19 protein-coding genes and 1 riboswitch are annotated in these 20,380 nt (G+C 74.3%); of the genes, 6 read left to right on the forward strand and 13 right to left on the reverse strand.

What is annotated here, in order from left to right; translation table 11 throughout:
• Positions 1-99: 99 nt before the first annotated feature.
• Positions 100-1,599, reverse strand: coding sequence for an NYN domain-containing protein (locus tag ABD339_RS05850; protein WP_344562832.1), 1,500 nt, complete (start codon positions 1,597-1,599; stop codon positions 100-102).
• A gap of 26 nt (positions 1,600-1,625) precedes the next feature.
• Complete coding sequence (locus ABD339_RS05855; protein WP_344562833.1) at positions 1,626-1,865, reverse strand: hypothetical protein; 240 nt, start codon at positions 1,863-1,865, stop codon at positions 1,626-1,628.
• 263 nt (positions 1,866-2,128) lie between these two features.
• Between ABD339_RS05855 and ABD339_RS05860 the strand changes: the two genes are divergently transcribed.
• A complete protein-coding gene (locus ABD339_RS05860) occupies positions 2,129-2,410 on the forward strand; it encodes an Lrp/AsnC family transcriptional regulator (protein ID WP_344562835.1) in 282 nt (93 codons plus the stop codon).
• 106 nt (positions 2,411-2,516) lie between these two features.
• Here ABD339_RS05860 and ABD339_RS05865 read toward each other — a convergent pair whose 3' ends face one another.
• Positions 2,517-3,980 (reverse strand): aminotransferase class V-fold PLP-dependent enzyme, encoded by a 1,464-nt coding sequence (locus tag ABD339_RS05865; protein ID WP_344562837.1) that lies wholly within the window; start codon positions 3,978-3,980, stop codon positions 2,517-2,519.
• 247 nt (positions 3,981-4,227) lie between these two features.
• Positions 4,228-4,346, reverse strand: a riboswitch (SAM riboswitch).
• A gap of 182 nt (positions 4,347-4,528) precedes the next feature.
• On the opposite strand from ABD339_RS05865, the gene ABD339_RS05870 reads away from it, so the two are divergent.
• On the forward strand, positions 4,529-4,825 hold the full coding sequence (locus ABD339_RS05870) for a hypothetical protein (RefSeq protein ID WP_344562839.1): 297 nt from the start codon (positions 4,529-4,531) through the stop codon (positions 4,823-4,825).
• A 199-nt stretch (positions 4,826-5,024) separates the two neighbouring features.
• On the opposite strand, the gene ABD339_RS05875 is transcribed toward ABD339_RS05870, so the two are convergent.
• The gene (locus tag ABD339_RS05875; RefSeq protein ID WP_344562841.1) at positions 5,025-5,234 is read right to left on the reverse strand and encodes a 4-oxalocrotonate tautomerase family protein; all 210 of its coding nucleotides are present in this window, start codon (positions 5,232-5,234) and stop codon (positions 5,025-5,027) included.
• Positions 5,235-5,302: 68 nt separating this feature from the next.
• Positions 5,303-6,070 (reverse strand): SDR family oxidoreductase, encoded by a 768-nt coding sequence (locus ABD339_RS05880; RefSeq protein ID WP_344562843.1) that lies wholly within the window; start codon positions 6,068-6,070, stop codon positions 5,303-5,305.
• Between the two features lie 78 nt (positions 6,071-6,148).
• Here ABD339_RS05880 and ABD339_RS05885 point away from each other — a divergent pair, with 78 nt between their 5' ends.
• On the forward strand, positions 6,149-7,018 hold the full coding sequence (locus tag ABD339_RS05885; RefSeq protein WP_344563105.1) for a helix-turn-helix transcriptional regulator: 870 nt from the start codon (positions 6,149-6,151) through the stop codon (positions 7,016-7,018).
• Between the two features lie 77 nt (positions 7,019-7,095).
• On the opposite strand, the gene ABD339_RS05890 is transcribed toward ABD339_RS05885, so the two are convergent.
• From ABD339_RS05890 to ABD339_RS05920, 7 genes are all read right to left on the reverse strand, one after another.
• A complete protein-coding gene (locus ABD339_RS05890; RefSeq protein WP_344562845.1) occupies positions 7,096-7,908 on the reverse strand; it encodes a sirohydrochlorin chelatase in 813 nt (270 codons plus the stop codon).
• Positions 7,905-9,128, reverse strand: a complete 1,224-nt coding sequence (locus tag ABD339_RS05895; RefSeq protein ID WP_344562847.1) for a uroporphyrinogen-III synthase — start codon at positions 9,126-9,128, stop codon at positions 7,905-7,907. Before ABD339_RS05895 ends, ABD339_RS05890 begins: the two co-directional genes overlap by 4 nt.
• Before the next feature lie 28 nt (positions 9,129-9,156).
• Positions 9,157-9,579, reverse strand: coding sequence for a nitrite reductase small subunit NirD (gene nirD / locus ABD339_RS05900; RefSeq protein WP_344562849.1), 423 nt, complete (start codon positions 9,577-9,579; stop codon positions 9,157-9,159).
• 114 nt (positions 9,580-9,693) lie between these two features.
• Positions 9,694-12,282 (reverse strand): nitrite reductase large subunit NirB, encoded by a 2,589-nt coding sequence (gene nirB / locus ABD339_RS05905; RefSeq protein ID WP_425575896.1) that lies wholly within the window; start codon positions 12,280-12,282, stop codon positions 9,694-9,696.
• Positions 12,279-14,048, reverse strand: coding sequence for an FAD-dependent oxidoreductase (locus ABD339_RS05910; protein ID WP_344562853.1), 1,770 nt, complete (start codon positions 14,046-14,048; stop codon positions 12,279-12,281). Before ABD339_RS05910 ends, nirB begins: the two co-directional genes overlap by 4 nt.
• Complete coding sequence (locus ABD339_RS05915) at positions 14,045-16,093, reverse strand: molybdopterin oxidoreductase family protein (protein WP_425575906.1); 2,049 nt, start codon at positions 16,091-16,093, stop codon at positions 14,045-14,047. Before ABD339_RS05915 ends, ABD339_RS05910 begins: the two co-directional genes overlap by 4 nt.
• Positions 16,094-16,184: 91 nt before the next feature.
• Positions 16,185-17,579 (reverse strand): MFS transporter, encoded by a 1,395-nt coding sequence (locus ABD339_RS05920; protein WP_344562857.1) that lies wholly within the window; start codon positions 17,577-17,579, stop codon positions 16,185-16,187.
• Positions 17,580-17,813: 234 nt separating this feature from the next.
• On the opposite strand from ABD339_RS05920, the gene ABD339_RS33705 reads away from it, so the two are divergent.
• The 3 genes from ABD339_RS33705 to ABD339_RS05930 all read left to right on the forward strand — a co-directional run bounded on the left by ABD339_RS33705 (position 17,814) and on the right by ABD339_RS05930 (position 19,136).
• Positions 17,814-18,068 (forward strand): helix-turn-helix domain-containing protein, encoded by a 255-nt coding sequence (locus ABD339_RS33705; RefSeq protein WP_425575897.1) that lies wholly within the window; start codon positions 17,814-17,816, stop codon positions 18,066-18,068.
• A complete protein-coding gene (locus tag ABD339_RS05925) occupies positions 18,007-18,369 on the forward strand; it encodes a Scr1 family TA system antitoxin-like transcriptional regulator (RefSeq protein ID WP_344562859.1) in 363 nt (120 codons plus the stop codon). Before ABD339_RS33705 ends, ABD339_RS05925 begins: the two co-directional genes overlap by 62 nt.
• Positions 18,370-18,653: 284 nt before the next feature.
• The gene (locus ABD339_RS05930) at positions 18,654-19,136 is read left to right on the forward strand and encodes a VOC family protein (RefSeq protein WP_344562860.1); all 483 of its coding nucleotides are present in this window, start codon (positions 18,654-18,656) and stop codon (positions 19,134-19,136) included.
• Positions 19,137-19,256: 120 nt separating this feature from the next.
• Here the strand turns inward: ABD339_RS05930 and trpD are convergent, their stop codons facing one another.
• Complete coding sequence (gene trpD, locus ABD339_RS05935) at positions 19,257-20,321, reverse strand: anthranilate phosphoribosyltransferase (RefSeq protein WP_344562862.1); 1,065 nt, start codon at positions 20,319-20,321, stop codon at positions 19,257-19,259.
• Positions 20,322-20,380 lie beyond the last annotated feature (59 nt).

The following is a 20,380-nucleotide window of genomic DNA, read 5'->3' on the forward strand; positions in this document are numbered from 1 at the left end:
ATCCCTCAGAGAAAAAGGCGCCCCACAAGCGCATTCTTTACTCAGTGCCCACGTTCGGCGAGCGGGGACTCACAGAGTGCTCACCTGCACGCTGCCGACTCAGGTGCGGGCAAGGCGCTTGAGGAGCAGCGTGGAGGCGACCGGGCGGGCGCCCGCGGCGGCGCAGCCATCGGCCACTTCACGGTCGGAGGAGACCACCACCACGGGGCGGCCCGGAGGTTCGGCGCGCACCAGACGGCGGATCAGCTCATCCGCCGTCTGCTTCGGTTTCGAGAACAGCACCCGCACCCCGCGCGGCGGTGCGAGCAGCACCGGAGCGGCCAGCTCGGCCCCGTCGAACACACAGGTGACCTCGGCGCCGGACTGGGCCACCAGCACGGCGAGTCCGCCCAGCAGCCGCAACCGCTGCTTCTCCAGCGGCAGCGCCGGATAGCCGGTCTTGGTGACGTTGTAGCCGTCCACCACCAGGTGGGCCTGCGGGAGCGCGAGGAGTTGGTCGAGCAGCGCCGGGTCGGTCTCCGAAAGCGCGCGCGCCGCCACGTCCTTGGGGGACATCCGGCCGGGCTCGACCGCCTCGACCGTATCGGCCGGGCGGCTCTCGGACGGCGGGAGCGCCAGCTCGCGGCGCAGCCCCTGCGCGGCGTCCAGCACGGTGTCCAGCAGCAGCTTCACCCGCATGTCCTCGACGCTGCGGCCCTCGCGGGCCGCGCGCCGCGTGGTCTCCAGCGCGGATTCCGCCTCGGCCAGGCGGGACTTGAGCCTGCGGGCCTCGCTGTCGGACGCCGCCTTCTCCGCGCTCGCCGCGCCGCGGGCCGCCTCCAGCTCGCCCTGGAGCTTGCGAACGGCCGCCTCACCGCGGCGTACATCGGCCTGGGCGCTGCGCAGCTTGCGCTGGGCACTGTCGAACTCCTTGCGGAGCGCGTCCAGCTCGCGGCGGCCCCGCTCTGCCTCGTCGCGGGCCGCGCCCTTGGCCTGGGCCAGTTCCTCGCGCAGCCGGGACAGCTCGCGCTGGGCCTCCTCACCGGCGCGCTCGGCCTGGGCGCGCTGGGCCTCCTCACCGGCGGCGGCCACGAGTTTGGCCCAGCCTGCGGGGCGCAGCACATAGGCGGCGGCGGCCACGTCCACCGGGTCGGCGGCGGGCGGGGGCGTTCCGTCGTCGAGTGCGGCCGACAGCTCCGGGAGGCGGTCCCGCAGCCGGGCGGCGATGCGCTGGCGGAAGACGGCGTCGCTCTCCAGGGCCGCGGCCATGGCGTTGCCGCCGAACTTGGCGCGGCGCTGCGGGGTGAAGCGGGCGTACTGCCGCAGCGGTGCGGGGAGTTCGGCCATGGTCAGCCCGCCGAGTGCCTCCCCCGTGAAGACGACGACCCGGTGCCGCACCTTCTCCGGCAGCGGACGGTCCAGCCCTTCCTCACGCGACTGCTCCTCCCCCGGAGCCGGGGCGCCCTCGCGGGCCGGGTCCTCCTCGGGCCGGCCGGTCCGGTTCTCCCCGGGGGTGCGGCCCTCGCCTTGCGGGGTGTCCTCACCGGGCGGGGCGGGGGCCGCACCCGCTCGGGCAGCCGAGGCCGACTGCTCGCGGTCACCGCCCATCCGTTCCACCACCGGTCACACCTGCCGTTCCTGAGTCCTCAGCCCTCTGTGCTCGGCCGGTCCACCAGCTCGATCTGGTCCACGGCGCCGCACCAGCGGCAGCGCACGGACTCGATGCTCTCACTGAGCACCTCCCGCTCCTCCACCTTCGGCGCTCCCGCCAGGTCCAGATGGACGTACTCCACCACCTTGCTGGAGCGGGTGACATCGAACCGGGTCAGATTGCCGCACAGGGTGCAGCGCCAGCGGGTCTCGGCCGTCGGCGTGGGGACCGCCATCGTCTCGCCTCGTCTCATCGTGGGATCGCTCGGTCGGCTTCCAGGGGGCCGACGTCGCCGACGTCTTCGTACGGCCGTGCGGACATGCGGCGCGGGGTCGCCTTCTTAAACCCTACGGCCTGCGGGCGACGGCGTGCGTCGGGGAGCACGGGCCGAGACCTGGCCGTCATGCTCCGCCGTCATGATCTGGGCCACGGCCTGCCGCGGGTGGGGGCACTAGAGTGACCGGGCCAGGCCCAGGCGTCCGAGGGAGAGAGCCAGCCGTGATCACTTCGATCGTGCTCATCAAGACCAGCACCGACCGCATCCCGGAGATCGCCGAGCACATCGCCGCTCTGGAGGGGGTCAGCGAGGTCTACTCGGTGACGGGTGCGCACGACCTGATCGCGATGGTCCGGGTGGCCCGCCACGACGAGCTGGCCGAGGTGATTCCGGGCCGGATCAGCAAGGTGCCCGGGGTCGAGGCGACGGAGACGCACATCGCCTTCCGTACGTACTCGCAGCACGACCTGGAGACGGCGTTCGCCATCGGCCTCGACTCCTGACCGCCGTCCGCCTGGTTTTCTGACCGTCGTCGGCACCGGCTCGGGCATCGGCTTCCGACCGCCGTCGGCTCCGGCCCCGGCCTGCGCAGGGCCGGGGCCGGAACGCTCAGGCAGCCGCGTTTGCCACGTCTGCAGCGTCTGCCGCGGCCAGGGGGACGCAGCGGCCGTCCTCCGTGCGGTAGTTCCAGCGCGCGCCCTCGCGAACCAGCTGCCGTACGGCGGAGACGAAGCGGTCCACGTGCTCGTCGGGGGTTCCGGCGCCGAAGCTGACCCGGATCGCGTTCAGCGAGCGCTCACCGGGCGCCGCCTCCGGGGCGCCGCACTCGCCGGGGGTGTCGCCGTCCTGGCCGAGGAGGGTGCGCAGCAGCGGGTGGGCGCAGAAGAGGCCGTCGCGTACCCCGATCCCGTGCTCGGCCGAGAGCGCGGCGGCGAAGTGCGAGCTGTTCCAGCCGTCCACGACGAAGGAGAGCACCCCCACCTGGTCCGCGCCCTCGCCGAAGAGGGACAGGACGCTCACCTCGGGCACCTCGGCCAGCCCCGCGCGCAGCCGGGCCAGCAGCTCTTCCTCGCGGGCCACCAGGGTCTCGAACCCGGCCTCGCTCAGGGCGCGGCAGGCCGAGGCGAGGGCGTAGGCCCCGATCACGTTGGGCGAACCGGCCTCGTGCCGCGCCGCGTTGGTGTGCCACTCGACGTCGATCCCGCCGTCGTTCCGGCGCGCCACCCGGCGGCTGGCGCCGCCGCCGGCGAGGTAGGGCTCGGCGTCGCGCAGCCAGTCGGCCCGGCCCGCGAGCACCCCGGCACCGAAGGGCGCGTACAGCTTGTGTCCGGAGAAGGCCACCCAGTCGACCTCCAGTTCGTCCAGGTGCACGGGCCGGTGGGGGGCGAGCTGCGCGGCGTCCAGCACGATGCGGGCGCCGTGCCGGTGCGCGGCGCGCGCCAGCTCGCGTACCGGCCACACCTCGCCGGTCACGTTGGAGGCACCGGTCACGCACACCAGCTTGGGGCCGGCGGGCGCCCCGTGCAGCGCGGACTCCAAGGTGGCGACGGCCTGTTCGGGCGAGCGGGGCGCGTCCAGGTATGTCACGTCGTGACGGCGCCACGGCAGCAGGGAGGCGTGGTGCTCGGTCTCGAACACGAACACCCGGGCCCCCTCGGGCAGGGCTGCCGAGAGCAGGTTGAGGGAGTCGGTGGTGGCGCGGGTGAAGACGACCTGGTCGCCCTCCCGGCAGCCGAGGAACTCGGCGACGGCGTGCCGGCTCTGCTCGAACAGCTCGGTCGAGAGCTGCGAGAGGTAGCCGGCGCCCCGGTGGACGCTGCCGTAGTAGGGGGCGTAGGCGGCGACGTCGTCCCACACCCGCTGGAGGGCGGGCGCGCTGGCGGCGTAGTCGAGCGCGGCGTAGGTCACCTCGCCGCCCGTGACCAGCGGAACGCGCACATCGCGACCGAGGACGGCGAGCGGCGCTGCGGCCTGTTCCGCTGCCGCTGCCGCGGGACAGGGAACGTCGGCGGCCTCGACAGGGGTGTCAGCTGCGGAGACGGAAAGCGGGGCGAAAGCGGCGGCGGAGGACATGCGGAATCTCCCGTGGTCAGCACGCGCGTACGGCGAAGCTCGCGCGGGCGAGTGCGCGTACGGCGGTGAAGGTGAAGGTGGCGACGACGACTGCCGGAGGTACCGGCGGTACGGATACCCGAGGTACGGAACCTGGGGAAGCCGGGGAAGGGGGCCGAAGAGCCGGACCGCAAACGGTCCGACGGCCCTATCGCATTCGCTGACTCACAGAAGGCTCCCTCGTAGACCAGGACCCCTGGAGATGAGGGATCCGCGCTTGCCGCGGACCTTGCTGTCCCACGGCCTGGTCATCACCCGGGGCACCCCGCCACGGACGGAGGGTTGCCGGACAGCGGGCCGGGGCCTTGATCGCTGTCGCTCGTGACCTGGCCAGGAGTATGCCACAGCCCCCGCACCCCGCACACGGCCCGGTCCGCATGCCGGACAGGGCCCCGCGCTGACGGGCACGGGGGCGGTCAGGGTGCGGGGGCGGTGAGAGTGCGGGGGCGGTGAGAGTGCGGGGGCGGATGACCACGGCCTACGCACCGCCTGCCGCACAGGGTCCAGGCGTGGCACACGCGCGTCCGGCCCCCGAGCCGATGAAGACTCCGAAGCCCCGCCGCCGGGGCGTCTTGGGGCGCGCGCTGGGCGATGTGCTCCTCGCGCTCGTCCGCCCGCGCGGCAGCCGGGCGATCGTCCTGGGCGTGCTCGCGGCGGTCGCCGGTATCTGCGGCGGGGTCCGCACCGTTCAGGAGGGCGGCCCGGTGCGCGAGGCGGTGCTTCTGTTGCTGATCGGCGTCGCGGGGACGGGGTACGCCTGCGCGGCGGTGCGCGACGCCGCGCGCGGTGTGGGCCGGGGCAGCTGAGGGCCAGCGGCGGATTTTTGTTGCCCTCCTGCGTGGGGCCGGGGAGGGGGTGCCCCTGTGTGTCGGGCAGGGTGCGGGTGCTCCCCCACGCTCTCCGAGCGGGGAGGTACCCCCAGGCTGGGCGGGCCCACGCGGCTCAGCCGCACAGGAACACAGCCCCCTCGGGGCGCCCCCCGTTCCGGCTCTGCGGGGGCCGGGGTCAGGAGTCGCCGTTGAGCATGGCGGCGGTCAGGACGTTGCCGGCTACGCCCCAGCCGCCGTCGGGCACCTCCTCGACGAGCACGACGGTGGTGGGGCGGGCCCGCTCGCCGTAGATCTCCGCGTACAGGTCGGTGGTGCGCTCGACGATCTTCTTCTTGTCCTCGGCGGTGAGGGTGCCCGCGGGGGCTTTGAACTGGGCGAACGGCATGGTTTCTGCTCCTTGGGTGAGGGGTGTGAGAGGTGTCGTTTCTTGGGCGGGGGCACGGGGCCGGGGCGTCACACCATGCCGCCGTTGGCCCGCAGGATCTGGCCGTTGATCCAGTGCCCTTCCGGGCCGGTGAGGAAGGCGACCACGTTGGCGATGTCCTCCGGGGTGCCCAGCCGCTCCAGCGGCGGGGTTTTGGCCAGCTGGTCGATCATCTCGGGCGTCTTGCCGTCGAGGAACATGTCCGTGGCCGTGGGCCCGGGGGCGACGGTGTTGACGGTGATGTCCCGGCCGCGCAGTTCGCGGGCGAGGATCAGCGTCATGGCCTCGACGGCGCCCTTGCTCGCCGCGTAGGCGCCGTAGGCGGGGAACCGGGTGCCGACCACGGAGGTCGAGAACCCCACGAACGAGCCGCCCGCACGCAGCCGCCGGGCCGCCTGCTGGGCGACCACGAACGTGCCGCGGATATTGGTGCGGTGCACGGCGTCGAGCACGTCGAGGTCGAGGTCGGCGATGGGCGACAGCGCGAGCCGGCCGGCGGAGTTCACGACGACGTCCACGCCGCCGAACTCCTCCTCGGCACGGTCGAACAGCGCGGCGACCGCGCGCTCGTCCGCCACGTCGGCGCGCACACCGACCGCCCGCCCGCCGGAGTCCCTGATCGCCGCCACCGTCTCCTCGGCGGCTGCCGTGTCCCCGGCGTAGTTCACCACGACGGCCAGGCCGTCCTGGGCGAGCTTGAGGGAGACCGCCCGGCCGATGCCCCGTGATCCTCCGGTGACGACGGCGGCCCGGCCGGCCCCCTCATCCCGCGCTTGAGCTTGCTGTTTCGTGGTCATGAGCCCACGATGCACGGCCCTGACCAGCGCAGCCAGGGGATGTCATCCCCTGGGTCGCGGGCCCGGGCCGGGCGCAGAATGGAGGGCATGGGTTCCGTGAAATACACCGAACTGGGGGCGTTCCTGCGTTCTCGCCGCGAACGCATCCGCCCGGCGGACATCGGGCTTCCGGCCGGGCCCCGGCGCCGGGTCCCCGGGCTGCGCCGTGACGAGGTCGCCCAGTTGGCCGGAGCCTCGGTGGACTACTACAACGAACTCGAACGCGGCGCCGGGTCCCAGCCGTCCGAGCAGATGATCGCCGCGCTCGCGAGGGCGCTGCGCCTGAGCGCCGACGAACGCGACTACCTCTACCACCTGGCGGACCGCCCCGTGCCCGCGCCCGGCGGGGCCGCCTCGCACGTGCACCCCGGCATGCTCGACCTGCTGAGCCGGATGCCCTCGACGCCCGCTCAGGTCATCACCGATCTGCACGTCACCCTCGTGCAGAACCCGCTGGCAGTGGCGCTGCTCGGCGACCACTCCCGCTACCGGGGCAAGCGCGCCGCCTTCGCCTATCGCTGGTTCACCGAACCGGAAGCCCGGCGCATGTATCCCGAAGCCGATCACGGGGCCCAGTCCCGTTCCTTCGTCGCCGATCTGCGGGCAGCCGCGGCCCGGCGCGACGCCCGGGACACCGAGGCCCGCTCGATGATCAGCTCGCTGCTCGACGCCTCCGCCGAGTTCGCCGCGCTGTGGGCCGAGCACGACGTGGCTGTCCGGCGGCATGACCGCAAACGCCTCAACCACCCCGCGCTCGGCCTGATCGAGGTCAACTGCCTCCACCTGTTCAGCGAGGACGGCCGCCAGCGGCTGCTCTGGTTCACCCCCGCCGTCGGCACCGACAGCTCCGGCCTGCTGGACCTGCTCGCGGTCGTCGGCACCGAGGATGTCGCCACGCCGGCGCCGTGAGAATCACCGCCGCCTGACGCGCCCGCTCCTGGAGCGGCCGTCCCGGGAGAGGGCGCGTCGGGTTCAGCGCTTCGCCGTCAGGCGGCCCGCCCGGCGCCGGAGACCGCGTGCGGCGAGCCGGAGGCCGCCCGCTCCGCCTCCGTGACCCGGCGCGCGAGGGCCTCCAGTACCGAGGGGTGGGCCGCGAGCGGGGCCGCCACCGTGTCGGCGCCGGACGCGGCGAGGCGGTCGGCGAAGACGCCGGGGGCCAGCAGCCAGGTGGCGACGGCCACCCGGCGGGCGCCCGCCGCGCGCAGCCGGGCGACCGTGGCGGCGACGGAGGGCTCGGCGGTGGCGGCCCAGGCGACGGGCACCGGGCGGTGCAGCACGCGGCCCAGGAGCCCGGCCATGGTGTGCGCCTCGGCGCGGGCCTCGGGGTCGCTGGATCCGGCGGCGGCGAGCAGCACGCTGTCCCCCTCCCGCACGCCCGACGCGGCGAGGCGGTCGGCCAGCGCGGGCAGGAGCGCGCGGTCGGCTCCCAGCGCGGGGGCCGTCAGCACCCCGGCGGCGCCGGCGCGTCGGACCTGGGCGGGGATGTCGGCCCGTACGTGGTAGCCGGACGCGAGGAAGGCGGGCACGAGCGTGACCGGTCCGGCGTGGCGGGCCAGCGCCTCGGTGACGGTGGGCCCGCGCACATCCGCGTACGCCACCTCCACCGTCCGCCGCAGCCGGGCCGCGAGCCCGTCTGCCAGCTCCCGCGCCGTCCGCGTCCCCTCGGCGCTGCGCGTGCCGTGCGCGACGAGCAGCACCCCGGGCTGACCGGGCCCGCCGGGGGCGCCGCCCGGGAGCGGGGGCGCTGCCGACGCCGCCGATGCCGCCGACGACGCGGATGCGGATGCCGATACCGTCATGCGCTCGCCTCTCCCGTCTCGGCCGTCTCCCCCATCCGACCCGGCTCCCCCGTTCGCCCCCCGGCCGGTTCGCAGGCCGCCGCCGGGTCGAGTGCGATGCGGTAGCCGCGCTTGACCACCGTCTGGACCACGGCGGCGGCGCCGAGTGCGGTGCGCAGGCGGCCGACGGCGGATTCGACGGCGTGCTCGTCCTTGCCGCCGCCCGGCAGCGCGGGCAGCAGGTCGGCGGTGGAGAGCACCTGTCCCGGGCGGCGGGCCAGCGCGCGCAGCACGGCCATGGGGCCTGGACTCACCGGCCGCAGCTCACCGTCCAGTACGGCGGCGGTGCCGCGCACCTGGAGGGTGTGTCCGGCGGCCGGCAGGGTGGGCGCGGCGGCGGGCAGGCTGTCGCACAGTCCCCGGACGAGTGCGCCGATGCGGAAGCGGTCGGGCCAGAAGGCGGGGATGTCGCGGGCGAGCAGCGGGGCGGCGGTGACGGGGCCCACGCAGGCGACCTGGGTGCGCTCGCGCAGCGCGCGGGTCAGCGCCTCGCCGCGGCCGTTCTCCTCGGCGCGGGCGTAGAGTCCGGCCGTCGCCAGGGCGCTGGTGAAGGTGAGGGCATCGACGGTGCCGTTCAGCACGGCCTCGATCAGCCGGTCCAAAGGTGCGGGGTCGGCCGGGCCCGTCCACCGGTACACGGGCACCGGCACCACGTCGGCTCCCGCTTGGCGCAGCGCCTCGATGAAGTCCTTCAGGGGTTCGCCGTGCAGCTGGACGGCGATGCGCCGCCCGGCCAGGTCGTCCCGCGCCAGCAGCCGCTCCAGCACCTCGCTGGAGGACTCGGATTCGGGCGACCACGCCTCGCGCAGCCCGGCCGCGCGGATGGCGCCGCACGCCTTGGGGCCGCGGGCCAGCAGTTCGCCGGTGGCCAGCGCGGCGCGCAGCGCCTCGCCCTCGCCCCAGCCGTCGGCCGCCTCGATCCAGCCGCGGAAGCCGATGCCGGTGGTGGCGACGGCGATGTCGGGCGGCTGCGTCAGCACTTCCTTGGTGGCGGCGCGCAGCTGGACGTCGTCGGCGAGCGGGATGATCCGCAGCGCGGGCGCCTGGAGCACCTCGGCGCCGCGCCGCTCCAGCAGGGCGCCCAGTTCCTCGGCGCGGCGCGCGGCGGTGACCGCGACGGTGAACCCCGCCAGCGGGGGAACGGATCCCGTGCGGTTCCGCGACGGGTCGGGTGCCGACACCGCGTCTCCTCTCAGCCGTAGCGTGTGTTCATCCTCGCCCGGCCGGCGTTTCCACCGTATTTCGCCGGGCCGAGACCTCGATCACCCCGCCGGTCAGCCGCACTTCGTGGACGGGGAGCCGGACGCTCTCGTCGTCCAGGCAGCGGCCGGTGGCCAGCTCGAAGGTCTCCTTGCCGAGGGGCCCGGTGACCACCGGGACGCCCCCGCGGTCGCCGACGATGCCGTGGCAGATGACGGGTGCCCCGCTGAAGGGGTCCAGATTCCCGACCGCGTACACCTCCCCGGTGTGCAGCTGGAAGAGGGCGGCGGCGCTGCCGTCCGGCAGCAGCGCGGCGCGGCCCTGCTCGACGGGGAGGGCGTCCAGCGGGCAGACGGCGGACCAGTCCGTACTGGAGCTGACGGGGTTGGCAGAGCGGACGGGGTTGGTGGGGCTGACGGCGAGGGTTGACATGGTGGTCACCTTCCGGCTCGTTCGGACGACGGTGGTCAGTGGATGCTCGCGCTGGTCGGTCGGTGCTCGCGCTGATCGGTGGATGCTCGGGCTGGTCGGTGGGGTTCGTGCTGGTCAGTGAGTGTTCGCGCCTTCGGCGGACAGCTTCGGCATGCCGAGGGGCACCGGGCCGGGGACGGGCTGTTCCCGCTCGACGGTGAAGGAGATCGCCGGGTCGGGGGTTTCGGGGGCGTTGACGAAGGAGGTGAAGCGGGCCAGCTTCGCCGGGTCCTCCAGGACGCCGCGCCACTCGTCCTGGTAGTCGGCGACGTGCCGTGCCATGGCGGCATCGAGTTCGGCGCAGATGCCGAGGGAGTCGTCCATGATGACGGCCCGCAGGTGGTCGAGGCCGCCCTCCAGGCTTTCCAGCCAGGCGGCGGTGCGCTGGAGGCGGTCGGCGGTGCGGATGTAGAAGGCCAGGAAGCGGTCGATGGTGCGCACCAGCGTGGCGTGGTCGAGGTCGGCGGCGAGGAGTTCGGCGTGCCGGGGGGTGAAGCCGCCGTTGCCGCCGACGTAGAGGTTCCAGCCCTGCTCCGTCGCGATGATGCCGAAGTCCTTGCTCCGGGCCTCGGCGCACTCGCGCGCGCAGCCCGAGACACCCGCCTTCAGCTTGTGCGGGGCGCGCAGTCCCCGGTAGCGCAGCTCCAGTTCGACGGCGAGGCCGACCGAGTCCTGTACGCCGTAGCGGCACCAGGTGGAGCCCACGCAGGACTTCACCGTGCGGAGGGCCTTGCCGTACGCGTGCCCGGACTCGAACCCGGCGTCCGTCAGCCGCCGCCAGATGTCGGGGAGCTGTTCGAGGCGGGCGCCGAGCAGGTCGATGCGCTGCCCGCCGGTGATCTTCGTATAGAGCCCGAAGTCGCGGGCCACCTCGCCCAGGACGATCAGCCGGTCCGGGGTGATCTCGCCGCCGGGGACGCGGGGGACGACGGAGTAGGTGCCGTTGCGCTGCATGTTGGCCAGGTGGCGGTCGTTGGTGTCCTGGAGGCCGCCGCGCTCGCCGTCGAGGATGTGGGTGCCGCTGTCGCGCGAGGCGAGGATCGCGGCGACGGCGGGCTTGCACACGTCGCAGCCGCGCCCGCGCCCGTGCTCGGCCACCAGCTGCGAGAAGGTGGTGATGCCGGTGGCCGCGACGATCTCGAACAGCTCGGCACGGGTGTGTGTGAAGTGTTCGCACAAGGCCCGCGACTGCTCGACGCCCGCCGCCTCCAGGATCTGCTTGAGCGCGGGTACGCACGAACCGCAGCCGGTACCGGCCCTGGTGCAGGACTTGAGCGCGGGAACGTCGGCGCAGCCCTGTCCGGTGATGGCCTCGCTCAGCGCCCCCTTGGTGACGGCGTGGCAGCTGCAGATCTGCGCGCTGTCCGGCAGCCCGGCCACCCCTCCCCCGGCGGCCGTACCGCCGGCGGAATCGGGGGCGAGCAGCGCGGCCGGGTCGCTGGGCAGCGCGCCGCCCACCAGGGGCCTCAGCAGCGGGTAGGCGGAGGCGTCGCCGACGAGGATGCCGCCGAGCAGCGTCTTCGCGTCGTCGGAGACGACGAGCTTGCCGTAGGTGGCGGCCACGGGGTCGTTGAGGACCACCTCCAGGGCGCCGGGCGTGGTGGCCAGCGCGTCGCCGAAGGAGGCCACGTCCACGCCGAGCAGCTTGAGCTGGGTGGAGGTGTCGGCGCCCGGGAAGTGCGCGGCGCCGCCCAGCAGCCGGTCGGCGACGGTCTCGGCCATGGCGTAGCCCGGGGCGACCAGGCCGAGCGTCCGGCCCTCGCTCGCCACGCAGGCGACCTCACCGACCGCCCACACGTGCGGGTCGGTCACCGAGCGGCAGGCGTCGTCAACGGCCACCCCGCCGCGCTCCCCCACCCGCAGTCCGGCCTCGCGCGCCAGCTCGTCGCGGGGCCGCACGCCCGCGGCGAAGACGACCACGTCGGTCTCCACCCGTGTCCCGTCGGCGAGTTCGACGGCGACCGCCCGGCCCGTCGCCGGGTCGGTCACCACGCGCTCGGTGGCGACACCCGTGTGCACCCGGACGCCGAGGTCCTCGACCATGCGGCCGAGCAGCGCGCCGCCGCCCTCGTCGAGCTGAACGGCCATCAGGTGCGGTGCCAGCTCCACCACGTGCGGAGTCAGACCCAGCAGCCGCAGCGCGTTGGCGGCCTCCAGCCCCAGCAGCCCGCCGCCGACGACGACGCCGCGCCCACAGGTGGTGGCGGCAGCGGCGGCGCGCAGGGCCTCGATGTCGTCCAGCGTGCGGTAGACGAGGCAGCCGGGGGCCGCGCTGCCGGGCAGCGGCGGCACGAACGGCCGCGAGCCGGTGGCCAGCACGAGCGCGTCGTAGGGCAGTCGCGCTCCGGACGCGGTGGTCACGGTGCGCGCTTCCCGGTCCAGCGCGGCGGCCGGATCGCCCAGCCGCACCTCGACGCGCTCCCCGTCGAGCGCGGGCAGCCGCAGGGACTCCTCGTCGGCACCGTCGAAGCAGGCGGAGAGCGCGACGCGGTCATAGGCGGGACGCGACTCCTCGGCCAGCACGGTGATGTGCCAACTGCCGTCCTGATCCCGGGAGTTGACGGCTTCGACGAGCCGGTGCCCGGCCATGCCGTGGCCGACGACGACGAGCCTGCGGGGACCGGCGGAGGCGGCAGGCGGAGGAGTGGAGTGCACGGGACTCACCTCGGAGGGGTCGGAGACGAGGGCCGCCCCGGACGGACCGAGGACGGGGGCGGGGACGCGGAGGACGGGGACGGGGACAGGGATGGGGATGGGGGTGCGGGCGCGGGTGACGGGTCGGTTTCCGCGAGCCAGGCGGCGAGTTTCTCCACCACGGGGCGGCAGCCGCCGCAGCCGGTGGTGGCGCGGGTGGCGGTGGCCAGCTCGGCGGGCGAACGCGCCCCCGCGTGCCAGGCGGAGCGCAGCGCGCCCTTGGTGACCCCGTTGCAGCGGCAGACCAGCCCGTGATCGGGCAGCGCCTCGGGGCCGCCCGCCGCCTCGGGCGGCAGCGCGCGGCCCAGCATGAGGGCGAGCCGGTCGGCGGGGGCCGGGGCACCCCGGTCGAAGAGCTGGACGAGCCCGGCGGCGGCATCCGGCAGCCCGAGCAGAATGGCGCCGGTGACGCGGTCGCCGTGCAGGACGAGCTTGGCGTAGCGCTCCCTGGACGGGTCCTCCAGGCGCAGCACTTCGGGCCCGGACGTGCCAGGCGCGGCGGCGGGGCCGGGCACGAACCCGCCCGATGGGACCGACGCTTCCGAGGGGGCCGAGGGGGCCGGCGGTTCCGGCGGGGCCGAGGGGGCCGCCTCGTCCGGCTCGGTGAACGGGTCGCCCAGGCAGGCCAGTTCGATGCCGGCCGCCTTCAGCCGGGTCACCCTGGGGGTACCGGCGTAGCGTGCGTGCGGGTTGTCGCCGGTCAGCAGCGCCGCGAGCGTGGCGGCCTGCTCCCAGCCGGGCTGGACGAGGCCCGGGTCGGCGTCGGCGCAGTCGCCGAGCGCGTGGACGGCCGGGTCGGAGGTGGTCAGCGCGTCGTCCACGGCGATGCCGCGGGGCCCGGCCGCCAGCCCGCACTCCCGTGCCAGCGCGGTGCGGGGCCGTACGCCCGTGCACAGCAGCAGCCCGGCGGCGGGCACGAGGCCCCCGTCCGCAAGGTGCAGCCCCTCCTGCGGCGCCCAGGCCGCCGCGCCGACGCCCAGCCGCTGGGCGATCCCGGTGCGGCTCAGCGAGCGCGCGAGCATCCGCGCGGCGGGCGCGTCCAGTTGGCGGTCCATGACGTACGGCGCCTGGTGGACGACGGTGACGCCGACGCCGCGCGCCACCAGGGCGCGGGCCGCCTCCAGGCCGAGTATGCCGCCGCCGAGGACGGCCATGGGCGCGCCCGTGGCGCGGGCACGGTGGGCGAGGCGGCTCAGCCGCCGCGCGTCCGCGAGGGTGCGCAGGGCGCAGACGCCACGGGCGGGGGCACCGTCGTCCCGCCGCAGTCCGGGCAGCGGGGGGATGTGGGCCCGCGCTCCGGTGGCCAGCACGAGCTTGTCGTAGTGGAGCCGGTGCCCGTCGGCGGTGGTGACGGTGCGCTCGGCGCGGTCGATGTGCGTGACGGCGACGCCCGCGCGCACGCCGCCGGATCCCGCTTTTCGTGCTTCATCCGGTGCGCGGAGTTTTCCGGAGGCATCCGGTGCGAGGAGTTTTCCGTCGGCATCCGGTGCGAGCGAATGCCCGCCACCATCCGGTGCGAGGGGATCCCCGTCCCCGTCCGGGGCGAGGTCCGCCTCGGTCAGGGAGCCGGCCACCAGTCCGGGGAGCAGCACCCGGTTGTAGCCGCCCACCGGTTCGTCGCCCAGGACGGTGAGCCGTACCCGTACGCCTTCCGGATCGCGGCGGCGCACCTCCTGGGCCAGCCGGTGTCCGACCATCCCGTTGCCCACGACCAGGACCTCCAGCGCCCGGCTCACGGGGCCGGCTCCAGCCGCACGGCGCACAGCTTGAATTCGGGCATCCGGCTGACGGGATCGAGCGCGGGGTTGGTGAGCGCGTTGGCCGTGCCCGCGCCCGTGTAGTGGAAGGGGAGGAAGACCGTGTCGGTGCGCAGCGTGGGCACGCACCGGGTGCGGGCCAGTACGCTGCCGCGCCGCGAGACCACGCGCGCCCGGTCGCCGTCGGCCAGCCCGGCCCGGCGCGCCGTATCGGGGTGCACCTCCACATAGGCGCCGGGCGCGGCAGCCGCCAGCTCGGGCACGCGGCGGGTCTGGGCGCCCGACTGGTAGTGCTGCAGCTCGCGCCCCGTCGTGGCGTACAACGGGTGTGCCGCGTCGGGGAGTTCGGCGGCCTCGCGGTGTTCGACGGGCAGGAAGCGGGCCCGCCCGTCCGGGTGGGCGAAGCGGTCGAGGAAGAGGCGGGGCGTGCCGGAGCCGTCCCGTCCGCGCGGCGCGGGCCAGTGCACGGCCTCGCCCGCGTCCAGTGCCTCGGGGCGCACGCCGGAGTAGTCCGCCGCGCCGCCCTCGGAGGCCCGCCGCAGCTCCGCGAAGACCTCGGTGTGATCGGCGGGGAACTCGGCGCCGTCCCGCCCGAGGCGGACCGCGAGCCCGTGCAGCACCTCAAGGTCGGTACGGACCCCGGGCGGCGGGGCCTGGGCGCGGCGCCGCCGCAGTACCCGGCCCTCCAGGCTGGTCATCGTGCCCGACTCCTCGGCCCACATCGTCACCGGCAGGACCACATCGGCGAGTTCGGCGGTCTCCGAGCGAACGAAGTCGGCGACGACGAGCAGGTCGAGGGCGCGCAGCCGCTCGACGGCGCGCCGCGAACGGGGCGCGGAGACGGCCGGATTGGAGCCCATCACCAGCAGCGCCGAGGGACCGTCGGGGGTGCCGAGCGCGTCCAGCAGCTCCCACGCGCTGCGGCCGGGGCCGGGCAGCGACTCCTCGGGGACGTCCCACACGCGGGCGAGGTGGGCGCGCGCGGCCGGGTCGGTGATGTGCCGGTAGCCGGGCAGCTGGTCGGCCTTCTGGCCGTGTTCCCGTCCGCCCTGGCCGTTGCCCTGCCCGGTGAGGCACCCGTAGCCGGAGCCGGGAGTGCCCGGCAGGCCCAGCGCGAGCGCGAGGTCGATCCAGGCGGCGACGGTGTCCACGCCCTTGCTGTGCTGTTCGGCGCCGCGCCCGGTGAGGATGTGGGCGCGGCGGGCCCCGGCCAGCGCGCCCGCCGCCTTGCGCAGGTCGGCGGCGGCCACCCCGGTCAGCCGCTCGGTGCGCTCGGGCCACCACCGCGCGGCGCACCGGCGCACCTCCTCCCACCCGGTGGTCCGCTCCCGCCGGTAGGCGAGCCGTTCGGGCGCGTCCACGTACCCCTCCACGAGCGCGACATGGAGCAGCCCGAGCGCCAGCGCCAGGTCCGTGCCGGGCGCCGGCTGGAGGTGCAGGCCGCCGCCGTCGAGCGCCGCCTGCGCGGTGGCGGTGCGGCGCGGATCGACGACGATGAGCCGGGCGGGATCCAGGTGCCCCATCAGCGGCGGCATCGTCTCGGCGGGGTTGGCGCCCACAAGGACGACGGCCTCCGAGGCGTCCAGGTCGGTGACGGGGAAGGGCAGCCCGCGATCGAGCCCGAACGCCCGGTTGCCCGCGGCAGCCGCCGAGGACATGCAGAACCGGCCGTTGTAGTCGATCTGCGAGGTGCCCAGCGCGACGCGCGCGAACTTGCCCAGCGCGTACGCCTTCTCGTTGGTGAGCCCGCCGCTGCCGAAGACGGCCACGGCGTCGGGCCCCCGCTCCTCGCGCGCCCGCCGCATGCGCCGCGCCACCAGATCGAGCGCCTCCTCCCAGCCGGCCTCGCGCAGCACCCCGGCACCGTCCCGTACCAGCGGGGTGGTGAGCCGCTCCGGCGAGGTGAGCAGCGCGGCCGAGGTCCAGCCCTTCTGGCAGAGCCCGCCCGCGTTGGTGGGGAAGTCGCGCGGGGTGACATCGAGCGCGGGCATGCCGTCCGGGGCCCGGCCCGGGGTGAGGGTCATCGCGCACTGGAGGGCGCAGTAGGGGCAGTGCGTGGCGGTGCCGGGGCCGGACGGGGCGCCGGTCACGGGGCCGGAGGCAACGGTGCTCACCTCAGACACCCCGCTCAGCGGCAGACTGCGGCACCGGGCTCGCCGCCCGCTCCCGCTCCCGCCCCCGTTCCAGCTCCCGTTCCGGGGCAGCGGGCCGCCGTACGTACCCGGCCCACGTCACCGCCAGACACAGCAGATAGAAGGCGAGAAAACCGCCGATGGCCGCATCCGCGCCCCCCGTTGAGCGGTACGACTGGCGGAAGGCGAGGTTGATGGCCACACCGCCCAGCGCGCCCACCGCGCCGGAGACGGCGATGACGGCACCGGAGATCCGGCGCCCCCGGGCGCGCGCCTCCTCGGGGTCGTCGCCCGCCTCGACGGCGCTCTGGGCCCGGGCCGCGTAGAGGGCGGGGATCATCTTGTACGTCGATCCGTTGCCCAGCCCGGTCACCACGAACAGCGCCACGAAGACCGCGACGTAGGCGGCGAACGACCCTGCGGCCGAGGCGACCAGCACACCTGCGGCTCCGGCAGCCAGCGCGAGGAACGACCAGGCGGTGACGCGTGCCCCGCCGAACCGGTCGGCCATCCGGCCGCCCAGCGGCCGGGCGAGCGAGCCCAGCAGCGGCCCGAGGAAGGTGAGCGCGGCGGCCTGCGCGGGCGTCTTGCCGAACTCGTTCTGGAGCACCAGCCCGAACGCGAAGCCGAATCCGATGAAGGAGCCGAACGTCCCGATGTACAGCAGCGAGATGGTCCAGCAGTGCCGGTCCCGTACGGCGCTGCGGAAGGCGCGGTAGTCGGTCCGGTTGGTGGCCAGGTTGTCCATCAGCCGGTGCGCCAGCAGCGCGGCCAGCAGCAGAGCCGGGACGAACAGCAGCGGCAGCAGCTCCGGACGGGCGACCCCCGCCGTGGCCAGTACAGCCAGCCCGAGCAGTTGCACCGTGGCCACCCCGAGGTTCCCGCCCCCGGCGTTCAGCCCCAGCGCCCAGCCCTTCTCGCGCTCCGGGAAGAACCCGTTGATGTTGACCATGGACGAGGCGAAGTTGCCCCCTCCCAGCCCGGAGACCGCGGCGCACAGCAGCAGCGCCCACAGCGGTGTCTCCGGCCGCCGCACCAGCACGGCCGCCAGCACCACGGGCACCAGCAGCACCAGCGCCGAGCACACCGTCCAGCTGCGCCCCCCGAACCTGGTGACGGCGAACCCGTACGGCAGCCGCAGCACCGCACCCACCAGCGAGACCACCGACACCAGCAGGAACTTCTCGTCCGCCGTCAGCGAGAACCCCGCCTCCGGCGTCATGAACAGCACCAGCACCGACCACAGGCTCCACACGGCGAACCCGATGTGCTCGGCGAAGACAGAAAGCCACAGATTCCGCCGCGCCGTCCGCCGCCCCTCCCGGTCCCAGAAACCGGGGTCCTCGGGCTCCCACCGGGTGATCCACCGTGCCCTCACATCGCCTCCTGCTCGGCCAGTCCCTGAACGGAACACCGACGCTAGAAGCCCGCTGTTTCGGCCTCCGTGTCCTGGCGTAACACCCAGGAAAGGGAGTGTTCACTCCGGGGGCGGGGGGGCTGTGAGAACAGAGCCCCGCACCCGGCGCGCCTGACCCGGCGGCGTCTGCCGCCCGACACACACCGCCGAGGCGCCCATGGCCCCAGGCCGTGTTTCGAAAGGGCACCGGCCGAGGTGGCATCCGCGCTCTGCTGTGACGTCTCCTTGATCAGCCGCATCGAGAACGGGAAGCGCGTGTGCTCTCAGCAGCACTTCGCCCAGCCCATGGACCTCTACGAGTTTCCGGCTGACCCACGCGACGAAATCGCCGGGTTGCACACCGCCGCGCGGGAGCGGAGTCAACCCGTGGTGGGCCCCGTACGGAGAAGTGATCAGCGCGCAGTACGAACGCTTCCTGGGATTCGAGGCGGCGGCCTCAAGTGCCCGTGAGTACCAACTGGACATCGTGCCGGGCCTGTTGCAGATCGAGGCGGATGCGCAGGCGGTCAACGGCGTGGGCTTCGCCTCGCTGGGGCCGGACCAGATCGAAGCGCTCACCGAGGTACGCGGACTGCGCCGGCGGCACTGCCTGCACGAGACCGAATCACCCCTGGAGTGCCACTACTCATCGCACAAGCCGCACTCGACTTCCAGTTGGGAGGCGAGCGCACCCCCGCACCTGTGCTTCACCTCCGGCGAGTGGCGGGCGTTCAAGGCCGGAATGAGCGCCTGGGACTTCGACGACCTGTAGCCAATACCCCCAGGGGCCAACTCGGCTCACGCCACCCCGGCTCACGCCCCGCCGGCTCCCCCCACTCCCCCGCCGGAACAGTGGTGTGGCCCACCGTCCCCCGCGCGACGCGAGCGGCACGAGGCGAGCCGTTCGACGGCCGAGGCGGGGTGCTCGGGGTGTCGGGGCGTGGCGGCATGGGTCCGATGGGGTGGGATGCGGACAGATCCCGGCCGAGCGATGAATTTCCGCGCCCGAGCGGGTCTGTACTGGCAGACATCGATTCGGCACACCTGGGAGGCACCATGCGGCAGCCGCAGAAGATCAAGACGTTCCTCTGGTTCGACAACCAGGCCCAGGAGGCGGCGGAGTTCTACGTCTCCCTGTTCGACAACTCCCGGATCGTGGAGACGACCCGCTACGGCGAGGCCGGGCCGGGCGAGCCCGGGTCGGTGATGGTCGTCGTCTTCGAACTGGCGGGCCAGCAGTTCGTCGCGCTCAACGGCGGCCCGCACTTCACGTTCAGCGAGGCCATCTCGCTCCAGGTCTACTGCGACTCGCAGGACGAGGTGGACACCCTGTGGGAGAAGCTCACCGCCGACGGCGGGGAGCCGGGCGACTGCGGATGGCTCAAGGACAAGTACGGCCTGTCCTGGCAGGTCGTCCCGGAGCGGCTCTTCGAGCTGATCAGCGACCCGGATCCGGCCAAGTCGGCGGCCGTCACCCAGGCCATGCTCCAGATGAAGAAGATCGACCTGCCCGCCCTGGAGGCCGCCTACCAGCAGTGACCCACGGGCCGCTCCGACAGACCCGGCAGGACTGACAGGACTGACAGGACTGACAGGACTGACAGGACCGACGGCGGATCCGAGCGCACCGCCGGCCCTGTCAGCACCGTCAGCGCGTCATCACTGGGCGGTGGCCGCCACCCACCTCTCCAGCGCGGCCAGCGCGGCGCCCGAGTCGAGGGACTCGGCCGCCCGGCGCATCCCGGCGGCGATCTGCTCGGTGAGGGGGGCGTCCGTCGGCGCCAGCGCCACGAACGCGGCGGCGGAGTTGAGCACCACCGCGTCCCGCACGGGCCCCCGCTCCCCCGCCAGCAGCCGGCGGGCCACATCGGCGTTGTACGCGGCATCGCCGCCGCGCAGCGCCTCGACGGGCACCAGCTCGATGCCCACGTCGCGCGGGTCGAAGCTCTCCTCGCGCACGGCACCGTCGCGTACGACCCACACCGTCGAGGTCGCCGTGGTCGTCAGCTCGTCGAGCCCGTCGTCGCCCCGGAAGACCAGCGCGGAGGAGCCCCGTTCGGCCAGCACCCCCGCGATGATCGGCGCCATCCGCGCGTCGGCGACGCCCGTTGCCTGCGCCCGCACTCGCGCGGGGTTGGTGAGCGGGCCGAGGAAGTTGAACGGGGTGGCGATCCCCAATCCGGCCCGCGCGGCGGCGACGTGGCGCAGCGAAGGGTGGAACTTGACGGCGAAGCAGAAGGTGATCCCGGCTTCGGCCGCCACCTCGGCGACCCGCTGCGGTGTCAACTCCAGGTTCACGCCCAGCTTTCCCAGGACGTCCGAGGCGCCGCTGGCGCTGGAGGAGGCCCGGTTGCCGTGCTTGACGACCTTCGCGCCCGTACCGGCCACGACGATGGAGGCCATCGTCGAGATGTTGACCGTCTTGGCCATGTCCCCGCCGGTCCCGACGATATCGACGCAGGGGCCGGGGATGTCCACGGTGTGCGCGTGCTCGTACATGGCCCGGACCAGCCCGGAGATCTCCTGCACCGTCTCGCCCTTGGCGCGCAGGGCCACCGCGAACCCCGCGATCTGCACATCGGTGGCCTCACCGCTCATGATCCGGTCCATGGCCCAGGCCGTGGCGTCCGCGCTCAGGTCCTCGCCCCGCACCAGTGTGCTCAGCACGTCGGGCCAGGTGCGCGCCGCCATGGTGTCGCCTCCGGCGGGGGTAGCAGCGCTCATGGGAACCACTTCCTGGCAGTAGACCGGTTGAAGGTCCCGCCACCCTATCGACTTTCCCC

Origin of the sequence: Streptomyces axinellae, from assembly GCF_039532135.1 — a bacterium.
Taxonomy (GTDB): Bacteria; Actinomycetota; Actinomycetes; order Streptomycetales; family Streptomycetaceae; genus Streptomyces; species Streptomyces axinellae.

Coding starts and splice junctions, on each gene's coding strand:
- trpD (WP_344562862.1), bottom strand. CDS start 20,321: ATGAGCGCTGCTACCCCCGCCGGAGGCGACACCATGGCGGCGCGCACC.
- ABD339_RS05855 (WP_344562833.1), bottom strand. CDS start 1,865: ATGGCGGTCCCCACGCCGACGGCCGAGACCCGCTGGCGCTGCACCCTG.
- ABD339_RS05930 (WP_344562860.1), top strand. CDS start 18,654: ATGCGGCAGCCGCAGAAGATCAAGACGTTCCTCTGGTTCGACAACCAG.
- nirD (WP_344562849.1), bottom strand. CDS start 9,579: ATGTCAACCCTCGCCGTCAGCCCCACCAACCCCGTCCGCTCTGCCAAC.
- ABD339_RS05890 (WP_344562845.1), bottom strand. CDS start 7,908: ATGACGGTATCGGCATCCGCATCCGCGTCGTCGGCGGCATCGGCGGCG.
- ABD339_RS05875 (WP_344562841.1), bottom strand. CDS start 5,234: ATGCCGTTCGCCCAGTTCAAAGCCCCCGCGGGCACCCTCACCGCCGAG.
- ABD339_RS05880 (WP_344562843.1), bottom strand. CDS start 6,070: ATGACCACGAAACAGCAAGCTCAAGCGCGGGATGAGGGGGCCGGCCGG.
- ABD339_RS05885 (WP_344563105.1), top strand. CDS start 6,149: ATGGAGGGCATGGGTTCCGTGAAATACACCGAACTGGGGGCGTTCCTG.
- ABD339_RS05865 (WP_344562837.1), bottom strand. CDS start 3,980: ATGTCCTCCGCCGCCGCTTTCGCCCCGCTTTCCGTCTCCGCAGCTGAC.
- ABD339_RS05915 (WP_425575906.1), bottom strand. CDS start 16,093: ATGACCCTCACCCCGGGCCGGGCCCCGGACGGCATGCCCGCGCTCGAT.